The 14,812-nt window shown below is 35.5% G+C and carries 18 protein-coding genes and 2 other annotated features; of the genes, 16 read left to right on the top strand and 2 right to left on the bottom strand.

The annotated features are described in order from the left end of the window. Positions 1-145: 145 nt before the first annotated feature. Entirely contained in the window at positions 146-706 is a 561-nt protein-coding gene (locus tag CD112_RS00005) for a DNA-3-methyladenine glycosylase I (protein WP_103363644.1), read from the bottom strand. Between the two features lie 62 nt (positions 707-768). Then, positions 769-982: a binding site (T-box leader), on the top strand. Positions 983-1,022: 40 nt separating this feature from the next. Between CD112_RS00005 and CD112_RS00010 the strand changes: the two genes are divergently transcribed. The 4 genes from CD112_RS00010 to radC all read left to right on the top strand — a co-directional run bounded on the left by CD112_RS00010 (position 1,023) and on the right by radC (position 6,558). Further along, positions 1,023-3,653 carry a valine--tRNA ligase gene (locus CD112_RS00010; RefSeq protein ID WP_060804786.1) on the top strand — a complete coding sequence of 877 codons (2,631 nt, stop codon included), beginning with the start codon at positions 1,023-1,025 and terminating at the stop codon, positions 3,651-3,653. A gap of 11 nt (positions 3,654-3,664) precedes the next feature. Then, a complete protein-coding gene (locus CD112_RS00015) occupies positions 3,665-4,933 on the top strand; it encodes a bifunctional folylpolyglutamate synthase/dihydrofolate synthase (protein ID WP_103363645.1) in 1,269 nt (422 codons plus the stop codon). Positions 4,934-5,185: 252 nt separating this feature from the next. Continuing rightward, positions 5,186-5,863, top strand: coding sequence for a prepilin peptidase (locus CD112_RS13915; RefSeq protein ID WP_159081709.1), 678 nt, complete (start codon positions 5,186-5,188; stop codon positions 5,861-5,863). 14 nt (positions 5,864-5,877) lie between these two features. After that, on the top strand, positions 5,878-6,558 hold the full coding sequence (radC, locus tag CD112_RS00025; RefSeq protein ID WP_002481136.1) for a RadC family protein: 681 nt from the start codon (positions 5,878-5,880) through the stop codon (positions 6,556-6,558). 55 nt (positions 6,559-6,613) lie between these two features. Here the strand turns inward: radC and CD112_RS13545 are convergent, their stop codons facing one another. Beyond that, positions 6,614-6,784, bottom strand: a complete 171-nt coding sequence (locus CD112_RS13545; protein WP_002481135.1) for a hypothetical protein — start codon at positions 6,782-6,784, stop codon at positions 6,614-6,616. 147 nt (positions 6,785-6,931) lie between these two features. Between CD112_RS13545 and CD112_RS00030 the strand changes: the two genes are divergently transcribed. From CD112_RS00030 to queA, 12 genes are all read left to right on the top strand, one after another. Then, positions 6,932-7,399 (top strand): DUF4930 family protein, encoded by a 468-nt coding sequence (locus CD112_RS00030; RefSeq protein ID WP_002481134.1) that lies wholly within the window; start codon positions 6,932-6,934, stop codon positions 7,397-7,399. Between the two features lie 94 nt (positions 7,400-7,493). Next, positions 7,494-7,619 (top strand): hypothetical protein, encoded by a 126-nt coding sequence (locus CD112_RS13710; protein ID WP_002481133.1) that lies wholly within the window; start codon positions 7,494-7,496, stop codon positions 7,617-7,619. A 216-nt stretch (positions 7,620-7,835) separates the two neighbouring features. After that, complete coding sequence (gene mreC / locus CD112_RS00035; RefSeq protein WP_002481132.1) at positions 7,836-8,675, top strand: rod shape-determining protein MreC; 840 nt, start codon at positions 7,836-7,838, stop codon at positions 8,673-8,675. Beyond that, positions 8,675-9,196: a rod shape-determining protein MreD gene (mreD, locus tag CD112_RS00040; protein ID WP_060804784.1), complete on the top strand. Its 522-nt coding sequence runs from the start codon at positions 8,675-8,677 to the stop codon at positions 9,194-9,196. The genes mreC and mreD overlap by 1 nt, the downstream gene beginning before the upstream one ends. Positions 9,197-9,228: 32 nt before the next feature. Then, positions 9,229-9,305, top strand: a sequence feature (ribosomal protein L21 leader region). A gap of 12 nt (positions 9,306-9,317) precedes the next feature. Next, entirely contained in the window at positions 9,318-9,626 is a 309-nt protein-coding gene (rplU, locus tag CD112_RS00045) for a 50S ribosomal protein L21 (RefSeq protein ID WP_002481130.1), read from the top strand. A gap of 2 nt (positions 9,627-9,628) precedes the next feature. Continuing rightward, complete coding sequence (locus CD112_RS00050; protein ID WP_002481129.1) at positions 9,629-9,949, top strand: ribosomal-processing cysteine protease Prp; 321 nt, start codon at positions 9,629-9,631, stop codon at positions 9,947-9,949. A gap of 11 nt (positions 9,950-9,960) precedes the next feature. Beyond that, positions 9,961-10,245, top strand: coding sequence for a 50S ribosomal protein L27 (gene rpmA, locus CD112_RS00055; RefSeq protein ID WP_103363647.1), 285 nt, complete (start codon positions 9,961-9,963; stop codon positions 10,243-10,245). Between the two features lie 131 nt (positions 10,246-10,376). Beyond that, a complete protein-coding gene (obgE, locus tag CD112_RS00060) occupies positions 10,377-11,669 on the top strand; it encodes a GTPase ObgE (RefSeq protein WP_023016071.1) in 1,293 nt (430 codons plus the stop codon). Positions 11,670-11,679: 10 nt separating this feature from the next. Further along, entirely contained in the window at positions 11,680-12,135 is a 456-nt protein-coding gene (locus CD112_RS00065) for an ACT domain-containing protein (protein ID WP_002481126.1), read from the top strand. A 12-nt stretch (positions 12,136-12,147) separates the two neighbouring features. Next, entirely contained in the window at positions 12,148-12,753 is a 606-nt protein-coding gene (ruvA, locus tag CD112_RS00070) for a Holliday junction branch migration protein RuvA (RefSeq protein ID WP_002481125.1), read from the top strand. Between the two features lie 25 nt (positions 12,754-12,778). Continuing rightward, positions 12,779-13,795 carry a Holliday junction branch migration DNA helicase RuvB gene (ruvB, locus tag CD112_RS00075; protein WP_023016070.1) on the top strand — a complete coding sequence of 339 codons (1,017 nt, stop codon included), beginning with the start codon at positions 12,779-12,781 and terminating at the stop codon, positions 13,793-13,795. Beyond that, a complete protein-coding gene (queA, locus tag CD112_RS00080) occupies positions 13,785-14,810 on the top strand; it encodes a tRNA preQ1(34) S-adenosylmethionine ribosyltransferase-isomerase QueA (protein ID WP_002481123.1) in 1,026 nt (341 codons plus the stop codon). Before ruvB ends, queA begins: the two co-directional genes overlap by 11 nt. Positions 14,811-14,812 lie beyond the last annotated feature (2 nt).

Raw genomic sequence — 14,812 nt, forward strand, 5'->3', positions numbered from 1 at the left:
TAATAATAACTAGAATACCTATTAATTTTAACCATTCCATAAAATGCCCCCTTAAAATTTAATATATTTGATATTCTAGCATAAAATAGAGAGAATTTTACGACAATTTTAAATTTTAAAATAAAATAGGAACACAACCGTGCTCCTACTGTTTTGATGGCTTATAAGGACAACCAATCAAGTGGGCGTCATAGAGACCTGCTGCTTCTAAAAATGAAAACATCGTTACAGGACCCATAAACTTAAAGCCATATTTCTTTAAGTCTTTAGACATTTTTTTAGCGCGTTCATCGACGGTGATACGGTCTTTAGATAAACGATATCGCAAATCAATCGGCTGATTATCAACGTATGACCACAGAAAATCACTAAAACTGCCATGTTCTTTTTCAATTTGAATATAGCCTTTTGCTTGGCTGACAATTGCTTCTAACTTCTTTCTATAATGAACGATATTAGGAAATTCCATGAGTTCATCAATATCTTTTTCTGTCATTTGTGCAATTTTATGAGGGTCAAATTGATAGAAAGCATCACGATATGCAGAACGTTTCTTTAAAATCGTTAACCAAGAAAGTCCCGCATGTTGTGATTCTAGAGCCATTAGTTCAAATAATTTTTGACTATCATAAAGCGGCTGACCCCATTCTTTATTATGATATTCAATATAGAGTGGATCAGTTGTGTTGAATGCACATTCATTCATAAAATTTCATTCCTTCGCATTGACTTATTTTAGAGTTCTATTATACTATAAATTAGTAGAGAATATGATTTCGGGAAGAGTAGACAGTTGATTAATTTCAAAGAGAATGTATGGTTGGTGAAAATACATAATTGATGCTGTTGAAGGTAGCCCGCTTAGATCTTTAGCTGAACAGTACAGTAGGTTAAAGCGTGTATTGAGCGTTAATCATTATGAAGTGCAATATAGATGAACTATGTTGAATTTAGGTGGTACCACGGAACATCCGTCCTATGTATAGGAACGGGTGTTTTTTATTTTAAGGAGGAATTGTCCTATGGAAATGAAACCAAAATACAATCCGAATGAGGTTGAAGCTGGACGCTATCAAGAATGGGTAGAGAAAGGCTATTTCAAACCTAACGGAGACACATCAAAAGAAACGTATACGATTGTTATCCCACCTCCGAATGTAACTGGTAAATTACATTTAGGTCATGCTTGGGATACAACGTTACAAGACATTTTAACACGTATGAAACGTATGCAAGGTTACGATACTTTGTATCTGCCTGGTATGGACCATGCGGGTATTGCGACACAAGCAAAAGTTGAAGCAAAATTACAAGAACAAGGTATTTCAAGACATGACTTAGGTCGTGAGAAATTCTTAGAAGAAGTTTGGAGCTGGAAAGAAGAATATGCTTCATTTATTCGTCAACAATGGGCGAAATTAGGTCTTGGACTTGATTATGATAGAGAACGCTTCACATTAGATGAAGGCTTAAGTAAAGCGGTTAAAAAAGTCTTTGTAGATATGTATAACAAAGGTTTAATTTATCGTGGCGAACGTATTATCAACTGGGACCCTGTTGCGAAAACAGCGATTTCTGATATTGAGGTTATTCACGAAGACACACCAGGTAAATTTTATCATTTTAAATATCCTTACGCTGATGGCGAAGGATATATTGAAATTGCTACAACACGTCCTGAAACAATGTTAGGGGATACTGCAATTGTCGTTAACCCTAATGATGAACGTTATAAAGATGTTATTGGCAGAAAAGTTATTTTACCGATTGTCGGTCGCGAGTTGCCAATTTTAGCGGATGAATATGTAGACGTTGAATTTGGTAGTGGTGCTATGAAAGTAACACCAGCACATGACCCTAATGACTTTGAATTAGGTAAAAGACATAACCTTGAATCTATTATCGTCATGGATGAATCAGGTAAAATGAACGACAAAGCTGGTAAATACGAAGGTATGGACCGCTTCGAATGTCGTGACCAATTAGTAGAAGACTTAAAAGCAGAAGACTTAGTGATTAAAATTGAAGATCACACACATGCTGTTGGACATTCTGAAAGAAGCGGTGCCATCGTAGAACCTTACTTATCTACACAATGGTTCGTAAATATGGAACCTCTAGCAAAACGTGCACTTGATAATCAAAAAACAGATAATCGTGTGAATTTTGTACCTGAACGTTTTGAACATACATTTAATCAATGGATGGAAAATATCCGTGACTGGACAATTTCACGTCAATTATGGTGGGGTCATCAAATCCCAGCTTGGTATCATAATGAAACAGGCGAAATTTATGTAGGAGAAGAAGCACCAGAAGATATTGAAAATTGGACACAAGATGAAGATGTACTAGATACATGGTTCTCTAGTGCTTTATGGCCATTCTCAACACTTGGTTGGCCAGATACTGAAGCAAAAGATTTTGAACGCTACTATCCAACTAATGCATTAGTTACAGGTTATGACATTATCTTCTTCTGGGTTGCACGTATGATTTTCCAAGGATTAGAATTTACAGATCAACGTCCTTTCAACGATGTATTATTACATGGTTTAGTTCGTGCGGAAGATGGCCGTAAAATGAGTAAATCATTAGGTAATGGTGTAGATCCTATGGATGTTATCGACCAATATGGTGCAGACAGCTTAAGATATTTCTTAGCTACAGGTTCATCTCCAGGTCACGATTTACGTTACTCAACTGAAAAAGTAGAATCAGTTTGGAACTTCATTAACAAAATTTGGAACGCTGCACGTTTCAGCTTGATGAATATTGGTGAAGACTTCAAATTTGAAGATATCGACTTATCTCAAAACTTATCACTTGCTGATAAATGGATTTTAACGCGATTAAACGAAACAGTTAAAACGGTAACTGACTTAAGTGATAAATATGAATTTGGTGAAGTTGGCCGTGCTTTATATAACTTTATTTGGGATGAATTCTGTGACTGGTATATCGAAATGAGTAAAATTCCAATGAATGGTGAAGACGAAGCGCAAAAACAAGTTACACGTTCAGTCTTATCTTATGTATTAGACCGTACAATGCGTATGTTGCATCCTTATATGCCATTTGTGACAGAAGAAATTTGGCAAAACTTACCGCATGAAGGTGAAACAATTGTGACAAGCGCTTGGCCACAAGTTCAAACTGAATTTATGTATGAAGACAGTAAACAAGCGATGCAATATGTCGTAGAAATTATTAAAGCTGTCCGTCAAGCTCGTTCAGAAGTGAACACACCGCTTTCAAAAGCAATTCCGATTTATATTAAAACGAAAAATGCGGAAATCACTCAAATGCTTGAAGAAAATAAACATTACATTGACCGCTTCGGCCACCCAAGCGAGTTAATCATTTCAACAGATATCGAAACACCTGATAAAGCAATGACTTCTGTAGTCGGTGCAGGTGAAGTGATTTTACCATTAGAAGGTTTAATCGATATGGATAAAGAGATTGCACGTTTAGAAAAAGAATTAGATAAATGGCAAAGCGAACTTGATCGTGTCGATAAAAAATTATCAAACGAAAACTTCGTTAATAAAGCGCCTGAAAAAATTATCAATGAAGAACGTGCCAAAAAAGAAGATTATCAAGAAAAATATGATAGCGTCAAAGCTAGAATTGAACAATTAAAAGCATAGGAGTCCTGATAATGAATTACCTAGACAGCTTATATTGGATACACGAAAGAAATAAGTTTGGTATCAAACCAGGCACAAAACGCATGGAGTGGATGCTAGAACGCCTAGGTCATCCAGAACAAAACATTAAAGGCATCCATGTCGGCGGAACAAATGGCAAAGGTTCTACAGTCGCATATCTACGTGCTGCACTTGTCGAGAATGGTTATGATGTCGGTACATTTACTTCACCCTATATTGAAACGTTCAATGAGAGAATCAGCTTAAACGGGTCGCCAGTCAGCGATGATGTTATCGTTGACCTGGTTGCTCGTGTGAAGCCGGTAAGTGAAGAGATGGAAGCGGAAACTGAATATGGAACAGCGACTGAATTTGAAATTATAACAACGATGATGTTCTTATACTTCGGCGCGATCCGACCTGTAGACTTTGTGATTGTTGAAGCAGGACTTGGTATTAAAAATGATTCGACAAATGTATTTTCACCTATTTTGACAATTCTAACGAGCATTGGTTTAGATCATACAGATTTATTAGGTTCTACTTATTTGGATATTGCTAAAGATAAAGGTGATATCATTAAAGCGGATACGCCGTTTGTTTATTCTGTTAAAGAAGATGATGCTTTAAAATACTTAAGTGAATATGCAGAAAAACAACAAGCGCCTGCTTATGAGTTGGATAAAGATATTTCTGTTGTTTCAGAAGAAGATGAATTTACGTATCGCTTTAAAGATTATGAATTAGAAAACATAGCGTTGCATATGCTTGGCGAACATCAAAAAGAAAATGCAGCTTTAGCGATTACAGCGTTAATTGTGATGTTTGAAGCGGGACAAATTCAGTTAGACTTCAATAAAATGATTAAAGCTATGGAAGAAGTCAGCTGGACAGGGCGTATTGAAGAAGTTAAAGAAAAACCGCTTATGATTATTGATGGCGCTCATAATAATGAAAGCATCGATGCATTAGTGAGTACAATTCAAAATTATTATCATAAAGATAAGGTTGATATTTTGTTCTCAGCTGTAAGCGGCAAACCAATTCATCATATGTTAGAAGATTTAGGACAAATTGCAGATCATGTTTATATCACAAACTTTGATTTCTATCGTGCGAAGCCAAAAGAAGAAATCGCAAATGAAGCAGAACATTTTGATCCAATTTTAATTGATGACTATGTAGACTTTGTAGAGAATTATGAAGGCGATACATTGGTTATTACTGGCAGCTTATACTTCATCAGTGAAGTGAAAGCAAAAGTGAACTTTGAAGCTTAATGGCTTTAATTAAATATTAAATACTAAACTCCTTTTGAGATGACGTTTATTCACGGCCATTTCAGAAGGAGATTTTAATGTTTTCTGCATGTAAAAATGACAATTATATATGGTGTTTGTTCGTAAAAAATTAAAATAAAATATTTTATACATACTATTTGAAAATGACCTTCCTAGCACGTATAATAACGTTGATATTTCAGAAAGTAGGTGAAGCTTCTGCACGTTATTGTAGCTGTCCTAATCACTTCAGTGCTTGAAAGTTTTTTGTATCAACTGTGTTTTGTTAAAACATTAAACTTCAGTTATATGAAACAACGTTCAAAATGTGAAACGTGTCATCATGATTTAAAATGGTATGATTTAGTTCCGATTATTAGTTTTGTGATATTAAAAGGTCAATGCCGGTATTGTAGGCACAAACTCTCTAAATTACATGTTATTGGTGAATTATGTGCGTTATTGCCAATCGGTTTGCTTGTTTTCAATGTAATTTACCCATCTTCTGCATTATTTCTTGCTTTATATTTATTTCTGCTCGTTGCTGCACTGTATGATATGCATACACATACGATTCCCGTCCACTTTGTTTTAATTTTTATTATAGTTGTCATAGCCTTAGCGCCAAAGGTGTTTATAACGCAAATTGGTATTGTAATTTTGCTTCACATTTTATTTATACTTGCACCTCATGCGATAGGGTACGGAGACATTTTAATTTTCACTTTACTCAGTCTCGTCTTTCCTTATTTATTTTTCCTCATGATATTCTGTATGACTTTTATTATTGGTGGTTTATTTATGATAATGTTTCGTTTGTTCACGAAGCGTAGAATATTAGAAGTGCCGCTTATCCCCTTTATTTTTATCAGCTTTTTAACTATTTCTATCATTTATCCTAACTTATTATTTATACTTCACTTTTATTAAACGGAGGTTTCATTTTGAATATAAAACACTTACCTGATTGTGATAAACCTAGAGAGAAGCTTATAGCTAAAGGAGCGCAACACTTATCTGAGTCCGAGTTGCTTGCCATATTGATTAATACTGGCAGAAAAGGGCGGTCTAGTGTCGAAGTTGCGCAAGATTTATTAAATTTAACAACGAAGCTTAAAGATTTAAAACTATTGTCTTTAAATGACTTGATGGATGTGAAAGGTATCGGTATGTATAAAGCGGTGATTTTAAAGGCAGCGTTTGAACTAGGTGAACGTATGAATGCGCCGGATCAAAAAGAGAAAGTAAAAATTAATTCACCCCAAGATGCGGCGGATTATTTTTTATCGAGGATGATGCATTTAACACATGAACAGTTTGAGGTATTATTTTTGAACTCAAAGAATATTGTAATTCGTCATGAAGTCATCTTTGTAGGAACTTTGAATTCTTCTGTGGTGCATCCTAGAGAGGTATTTAAAGCAGCTATTAAGTGGTCGAGCAATGCGATTATTGTGGTACATAATCATCCGTCTGGTGATGTGACACCTTCAAAAGAAGATATTCATACAACAAAACGATTGCAAGAGTGTGGCAGAGTGCTTGGCATTGAATTGCTTGATCATATAATTATTGGAGATGCGAAGTATTTGAGTTTGGTTGAAGCGGGGTATTTTGATGATTAAAAAACCGATAACACGACATGAAGGTGTTATCGGAATGTAGTAAATATGCTTTGATTTAAAATGGATGCATTTGAAAATAGTTCAGAATCCACATAATCCCTTGATAAGCTAAATAAATAATTAAAGCGAAAATCGCAATTTTTATGATAAAACGTAGTAATGAAACACCTACTCTGAAGAGTAGACCAATCAATAATACGAGTAAAATAATTGTTAAAATTGACATGGCTGCAACTCCTTTACATATAGTGTAACTGAAATGTATTGTGGATGCATCGGTCTTGGGATTTAAATCAAGTGTCGTTCTCTAGTCTGATGAAAATTCTCGTAAAAAAGCGTACAATGAAATCATTAAGAATGGGACGGTGTGAGGATGCGTTTTCTATTTAACATCATTAAAAATATTATAGCAGTCGGATGCATCATTGTAATTGTCTTTTTTGCGTTGAAATATGCACCGTTTTTAAAAGAACAAGAATGGAATCCAATCAGCAATAAAACTACCTATTCATCTTATCAAGGCGGTAATGTACCAATTGAAGATTTCAAACCTGGCCAACGTTATGTTGTAGAAAAAAATGATATTTTGAATAATATGCCCGCAAGTCAGACTAAGAACATCTTTAACATGTTGAATAAAGAAGAGTTTATGGATGTCAGCGGATTAAGCAGAATGGGCTATAATGAAAATTATTTAATTGGGCAACGTGGCAATCAGTTTATCATGTACAAATTCGGTTCTGATGAATTACGTATTTATGCAACGGAAATTGAACTGCATCAAGACTTACAAGCGATGCAGCAAAATATACAAATGCACCCTGTAGCTTATTTTAAATAAATCGAGTTGTTTCTATAGTGCATTATCTTGAAAATAATACAGTCTTACGTTACCCTTGTGTTGAATCATTGATAGAGAGGTTTGGTGTTCTTTAATGAGTAAACAAACAAATGGAAAAAACGCTGCTGAACAATCAAAAGCGCAAAAGCTGTTTGAGAACTGGAGAAAAGAAGAAACCCTGTATAAAGAAGATGAAAAAGAAGACAGCAACAAGAAATAATGATTCAGACTTAGACAGTGTATATGAACATTTACAGCTGATTTTTAATTAAAATAAAATGAAGATATTTTTTGGGCATCAGCCGATTTCAAATGAATTGCTGATGCTCTTTTTTTTAAGTATTTTTTGTCAGGTACAGTTGGCACTTTAACTAAGGTGTATAATAATATAAAATATAGTGAGATATGAAAAATTGAGTTAATAGAGGTGTTCAGGTTGTCCAAGTTTTTTAAAAATAACAAATTGATTGTTATTTTCTGTTCCCTGATTCTATTTATATCGTTAATAGGGTTATCGATCAGATCACATCACCAATCGCCTGTGGAACAATATGTCGGTGATACCGTGTCCGTTCCTCAACGCGTACTATCTTATCCATTACATATAGTAACAGGTTCAATTGACGGTTTATTCAATGGAAAAACATCAAAAGAGGATAAAAATAAAATCAAACAATTAGAGGCAGAAAATGAGAGATTGAAAGCGGAAAATGAAGGTTTTCGTAAAGAATTAGATATTAAAGACATCTCTAAATACGAACCTCTCAGCGCAACAGTGATTGCTAGAAATCCAGACCAATGGATGAATAAAGCGATTATTGATAAAGGGAAAAAAGCCGGAATCAAACAAAACCAAGCTGTTATTACAGCAGAAGGTTTAGTCGGCAGAGTTGTCAAAGTCAATCAGTTTTCTGCTCAAGTAGATTTGCTTTCAACTTCATCTCGTAATGGTAAACTTTCAGTTAATATTCAACATGATTCTAAAAAAATCTTCGGGTTGATTAACCATTATGATAGAAAAACAAATGAATTAGTTATCAGTGATATTGATAATAAGGATAAAATCGCAAAAGGCGATAAAGTTGTGACAAGTGGTTTAGCGAATCAAATACCAAGCAACTTATATATCGGTGAAGTTACTAAAGTAGAAAATGATCAATATGGGCTTTCAAAAGAAGTGAGAGTAAAAACAGCGGCAGATTTAAGTGACTTAGATCATGTTTATGTTGCACAACGCGATCCGAAAACACTTCCTGATGAAAGCGGTGATGAATAATGCGTGCGTTTTACTATTTTTTAATTGGGGCTGTATTGTTCTATCTTGATTCATTAATCGCTTTAGTGATACCGATGCAAATCGGTGGAAGAGGGATTATCTTCGTACCGCATTTATTGTTGATGTATTTGTTGATTATTACCATCTATAAAAAACCAAGTATCGCAGTTGTACTTGCGATAATTTTCGGATTAACTACTGATTTATATTATGGAACAATCTATGGTTTAAATACATTTGGTTATTTATTATTTGTGATTTTGATGGATTTCTTTTTCAAAGTATACTATCGAGATCATACGATGGTATTCATTGGTGTTTGGCTGTTTACAATCATCTTTGAAATTTACCAAGCATTAATTTATGGTTTGTTAGGATTAATTAAATTTAATCTTTGGGACTTTTTATTATTCCGATTATTACCAACCGCTTTCGTAAATTTACTGTTATTGGTGATTGTTTTTAGCTTGATTAAAAAATTAATCAAAAAATTAGATTTGCCAATTGACAGGAAAGCCTAGGGATGGTAAGCTTTAGCAGTTGAGTAGTTTATAGCTACATACAACCGCTCAAATATAGGTTTAAGTATATCAAGTGTATCACCTATATATGGCGTGACTTATTTTATAGGAGGTGCAAAGTATGTTTGCTATTATCGAAACAGGCGGTAAACAAATTAAAGTAGAAAAAGGTCAAGAAATTTACGTTGAAAAATTAGATGTAAACGAAGGTGACACTTTCACTTTTGACAAAGTTTTATTTGTAGGTGGAGACGCAGTCAAAGTTGGTGCGCCAACAGTTGAAGGTGCGACAGTAACAGCTACAGTAAACAAACAAGGTCGCGGTAAGAAAATCACTGTATTTACTTACAAACGTCGTAAAGACTATAAACGTAAAAAAGGCCATCGTCAACCATACACTAAATTAACAATCGACGCAATCAACGCTTAATCATGATTAAGATAGACGTTTCGTTTAATGAAGAGGGTCAAGTAACAGATGTCATCATGGATGGTCATGCTGAACATGGCGAGTATGGTCATGATATTGTCTGTGCTGGCGCTTCAGCGGTTTTATTCGGAAGTGTCAATGCTATCCTCGGATTAACATCTGAAAGACCTGACATAGATTATGACGATGATGGAGGCTATTTCCATCTCAGAAGTGTAAACGTAAACGATGAACAAGCGCAATTGATTTTGCAAGCAATGCTCGTATCACTTCAAACTATTGAAGACGAGTACCACGATAATATAAAATTAAATTATAAGTGAGGTGTATCCAGATGTTAAAATTAAACTTACAATTCTTCGCATCGAAAAAAGGGGTAAGTTCTACTAAAAACGGACGTGACTCTGAATCTAAACGTCTTGGCGCTAAACGTGCTGACGGACAATTCGTAACAGGTGGATCAATTTTATTCCGTCAACGCGGAACTAAAATCTACCCTGGTGAAAATGTAGGTCGCGGCGCCGATGACACATTATTCGCTAAAATTGACGGCGTTGTTAAATTCGAACGCAAAGGCCGTAACAAAAAACAAGTTTCAGTATACGCTGCAGCTGAGTAATTTTTGTTGACGCAACACCAGAAGTTTAACTTCTGGTGTTTTATTTTTGTCTTTATTTCTAAGCGTACATAAAGAATGATATAATAATCTAGATATTGCATTAGAAAATATATATAAAAGAGGTGAGAAACATGTTTGTCGATCAAGTTAAAATATTATTAAAAGCAGGCGATGGCGGTAACGGTATCACTGCATATAGAAGAGAGAAATATGTTCCTTTCGGAGGCCCGGCAGGCGGAGACGGCGGTCGCGGTGCATCTATAGTTTTTGAAGTAGACGAAGGGTTACGTACATTACTCGATTTCAGATATCAACGCCAATTCAAAGCCAAACGTGGTGAAGGCGGCCAAAGTAGTAACATGCATGGTAGAAATGCGGAAGATTTAGTATTAAGAGTCCCACCAGGCACAATTATTAAAGCAGTTGAAACGGATGAAGTCATCGCTGACCTAGTAGAAAATGGACAACGTGCCGTTGTCGCTAAAGGTGGACGTGGCGGTCGAGGCAACTCTCGATTTGCAACACCAAGAAACCCAGCACCTGATTTCAGTGAAAATGGTGAACCTGGTGAAGAAATTGAAGTCACATTAGAATTAAAATTAATGGCAGATGTTGGCTTAGTTGGTTTCCCAAGTGTGGGTAAATCTACATTGCTTTCAACAGTCTCAAAAGCAAAGCCTAAAATCGGAGCATACCATTTCACAACGATTAAACCAAATTTAGGTGTTGTTTCAACACCTGACGGTCGTAGCTTTGTTATGGCTGATTTACCTGGATTAATTGAAGGTGCTTCAGAGGGTGTTGGTTTAGGACATCAATTCTTACGTCATGTCGAAAGAACTAAAGTCATTGTACATGTGATTGACATGAGTGGATCAGAAGGCAGAGATCCTTATGAAGATTACCAAACTATTAACAATGAATTAAAATCTTACGGTCAACGTTTAGAAGATCGTCCACAAATCATCGTCGCAAATAAAATGGACTTGCCAGACGCACAAGATAATTTAGAACTCTTTAAGTCTGAAGTTGGTGACGATGTAGAGATTATTCCAATTTCTGCTTATACACGAGAAAATCTTGATCAATTACTTTATGCGATTGCTGATAAACTAGAAGAGTATAAAGATGTTGATTTCTCTAAAGAAGATGATGAAGCATTAGGTGTGAACCGTGTATTATACAAACACACACCATCACAAGATGCATTCACAATTACACGTGATGATGATGCAGCATTTGTGGTCAGCGGTAAAGCAATTGAAAGAATGTTCCATATGACTGATTTCAATAGTGACCCGGCAGTTAGACGTTTTGCGCGTCAAATGCGTTCAATGGGTATTGATGATGCATTAAGAGAACGTGGTGCGAAAAATGGAGATATCGTAAGAATTTTAGGCGGAGAATTTGAATTCGTTGAATAGAGGTGTCTAAGTGAACGATAAACAAGTGAAAAAGTTCTATCTGATACGAGAAGATGTACTTCCAGAGTCTGTCATTAAAACATTGCAAATTAAAGATGCATTAAAAGAAAATCCGCATTTGTCTATTTATGAAGCAGTCAGACAATACGGTTTATCTCGTAGTGCCTTTTACAAGTATAAAGATACTATCTTTCCAATTGATGAAAAGGTAGAAGATACAAGAGAATTCACTATCATTCTTTATGTACATGATAAGGTTGGTATGCTTGCACAAGTTCTTAATACGATTTCTCAAATTCACATGTCTGTTTTAACGATTCATCAAAGTATTCCGATGGAAGATAAAGCAACAATCACATTGTCTTTAAATACTGCAGGCAGTCAGACTTCGATTGAAGATGTGATTTTTGCATTACGAAACATTGAAAATGTTTATAAAGTAGAAATAATCAGTATGTCAATGTAAGGAAGTGACGGCGTGTACGCATATATTAAAGGTCAATTAACACAATTGTTCCCAACACACGTGGTGGTGGAAACGAATGGTGTCGGTTATGAAATCCAAACACCGAACTCTTATCGTTTTCAATCTTCATTTCAACAAGAAGTAGTAATTTACACGTCTTTAGTTGTTAGAGAAGATGCACAGTTGTTGTATGGTTTTATATCAGAAGAAGAAAAAGAAATGTTTTTAAGCTTGAATAAAGTGACAGGTATTGGTCCAAAATCGGCATTGGCAATTTTAGCTGCAAGTACGCCTAATGAAGTAAAAATCGGTATAGAAAATGAAAATGAAGCGTATTTAACAAAATTCCCAGGCATCGGTAAGAAGACTGCACGTCAAATCATCTTAGATTTAAAAGGTAAAGTTCAAATCACAGATGAAAGTGCAGATACTTTATTACAGCAACCTGATACAACTGTATCCGGCAATTCACCAGTCCTAGAAGAAGCCTTGCTTGCATTAGAAGCATTAGGTTATTCTAAGCGTGAATTGAAAAAAGTTGAAAAGAAATTGAGTACAGAGCAGTTTGAATCAGTGGATGAAGCGGTTAAAGCAGGTTTGAAAATATTAGTTTCTTAAAAATAAGTCAAAAGGAGGGGACACAATGGATGACAGAATGGTAGATCAAACGGTCCATGATGATGAATATTCTTTTGAATTATCATTGAGACCACATTTACTAAGACAATATATCGGTCAAGCATCAATTAAAGCTAATTTAGAAGTCTTTATAAAAGCAGCAAAGATGCGTGAGGAGCCATTAGATCATGTTTTATTATTCGGCCCCCCTGGACTTGGTAAAACAACCTTGTCAAACATCATTGCGAATGAAATGGGTGTAAACATCAGAACAGTCACTGGACCAGCAATAGAACGACCTGGTGATTTAGCAGCAATCCTTTCAGGTTTGCAACCAGGTGATGTTTTGTTTATTGATGAAATTCATCGTTTAAGCAGTGTAGTTGAAGAGGTTTTATATCCTGCAATGGAAGATTTCTATTTAGATATCGTGATCGGCAAAGGAGAAGAAGCGCGCAGTATTCGTATTGATTTGCCTCCATTTACATTAGTAGGTGCAACGACAAGAGCCGGCAGCTTAACGGGCCCTTTACGTGATCGCTTTGGTGTTCATTTACGTTTGGAGTTTTATAATGAGGATGAACTAGAAGATATTATTAAGCGAACTGCAGAAGTACTAGGTACAGAAATTGATGAAGAGAGTGCTGCAGAACTTGCGAAACGTAGTAGAGGTACACCACGTATTGCCAACCGTCTTCTTAAACGCGTTCGAGATTTCCAACAAGTCAATGAAGACGACAAAATATATATTGAAACAACAAAACGTGCATTACAACTTCTACAAGTTGATGATTATGGTTTAGATTATATCGACCATAAAATGATGCGCTGTATTATTAATCAATATAATGGGGGACCTGTCGGTTTAGACACAATCGCTGTTTCTATCGGTGAAGAACGCATTACAATCGAAGATGTCTATGAGCCTTTCTTAATTCAAAAAGGCTTTTTAGAACGCACACCGAGAGGAAGAAAAGCGACACCCCTAGCTTATGAACACTTTGGCACTGAACATGGAAAGAGGGACAATTTTGAATATTGAAGAGTTTGATTATCATTTACCGGAAGAACTAATCGCACAAACGCCGTTAAAAGATAGAGATACAAGTCGTTTATTAGTATTAAATAGAAAGAATGGCGACATTGAACATCGTCATTTTAAAGACATTATCGAATATTTTAATCCAGGTGACACGCTTGTCTTAAACGATACTAAAGTCATGCCTGCGCGCTTATTTGGTTTAAAAGAAGATACAAAAGCTAAAGTAGAAATGTTGATGCTGACACAAATCGAAGGTAATGATTGGGAAGTATTATTGAAGCCTGCGAAACGTATCAAAGTGGGTCAAAAATTATCATTTGGTGAAGGGAAAATCATCGCAGAATGTATTAAGGAATTAGAACAAGGCGGACGCATTATGCGTTTATATTACGAAGGTATTTTACAAGAACGTTTAGATGAATTAGGTGAAATGCCATTACCGCCTTACATCAAAGAACGTTTAGATGATCCAGATCGCTATCAAACAGTCTATGCGAAGGAAACAGGTTCTGCCGCTGCACCAACAGCCGGCTTACACTTTACAGATGAGCTGTTAGAACAATTAAAAGCGAAACAAGTGAACCTTGCATTTGTAACACTGCATGTCGGTTTAGGTACCTTCAGACCTGTCAGCGTTGATAATATAGATGATCATAAAATGCATAGCGAATATTATCAGATGTCTCAAGCTACAGCTGATTTGTTAAATGAAACAAAACAAAAAGGACATCGTATTATTTCAGTTGGTACCACATCAACAAGAACATTAGAAACGATTCGCAGAGACCATGACCAATTTACAGCACAAAGCGGATGGACGGATATCTTTATTTATCCAGGCTTTGAGTTTAAAGCTATTGATGCTTTAATTACGAACTTCCATCTGCCGAAGTCCACACTTGTCATGTTAGTTTCAGCATTCAGTTCAAAACAATATATTTTAAATGCATACCAAACAGCTGTCGAAATGAAATATCGATTCTTCAGCTTTGGTGATGCAATGTTAATTATTTAAGG

This window comes from Staphylococcus simulans (genome assembly GCF_002902285.1).
In the GTDB taxonomy this organism is placed as follows: Bacteria; Bacillota; Bacilli; order Staphylococcales; family Staphylococcaceae; genus Staphylococcus; species Staphylococcus simulans.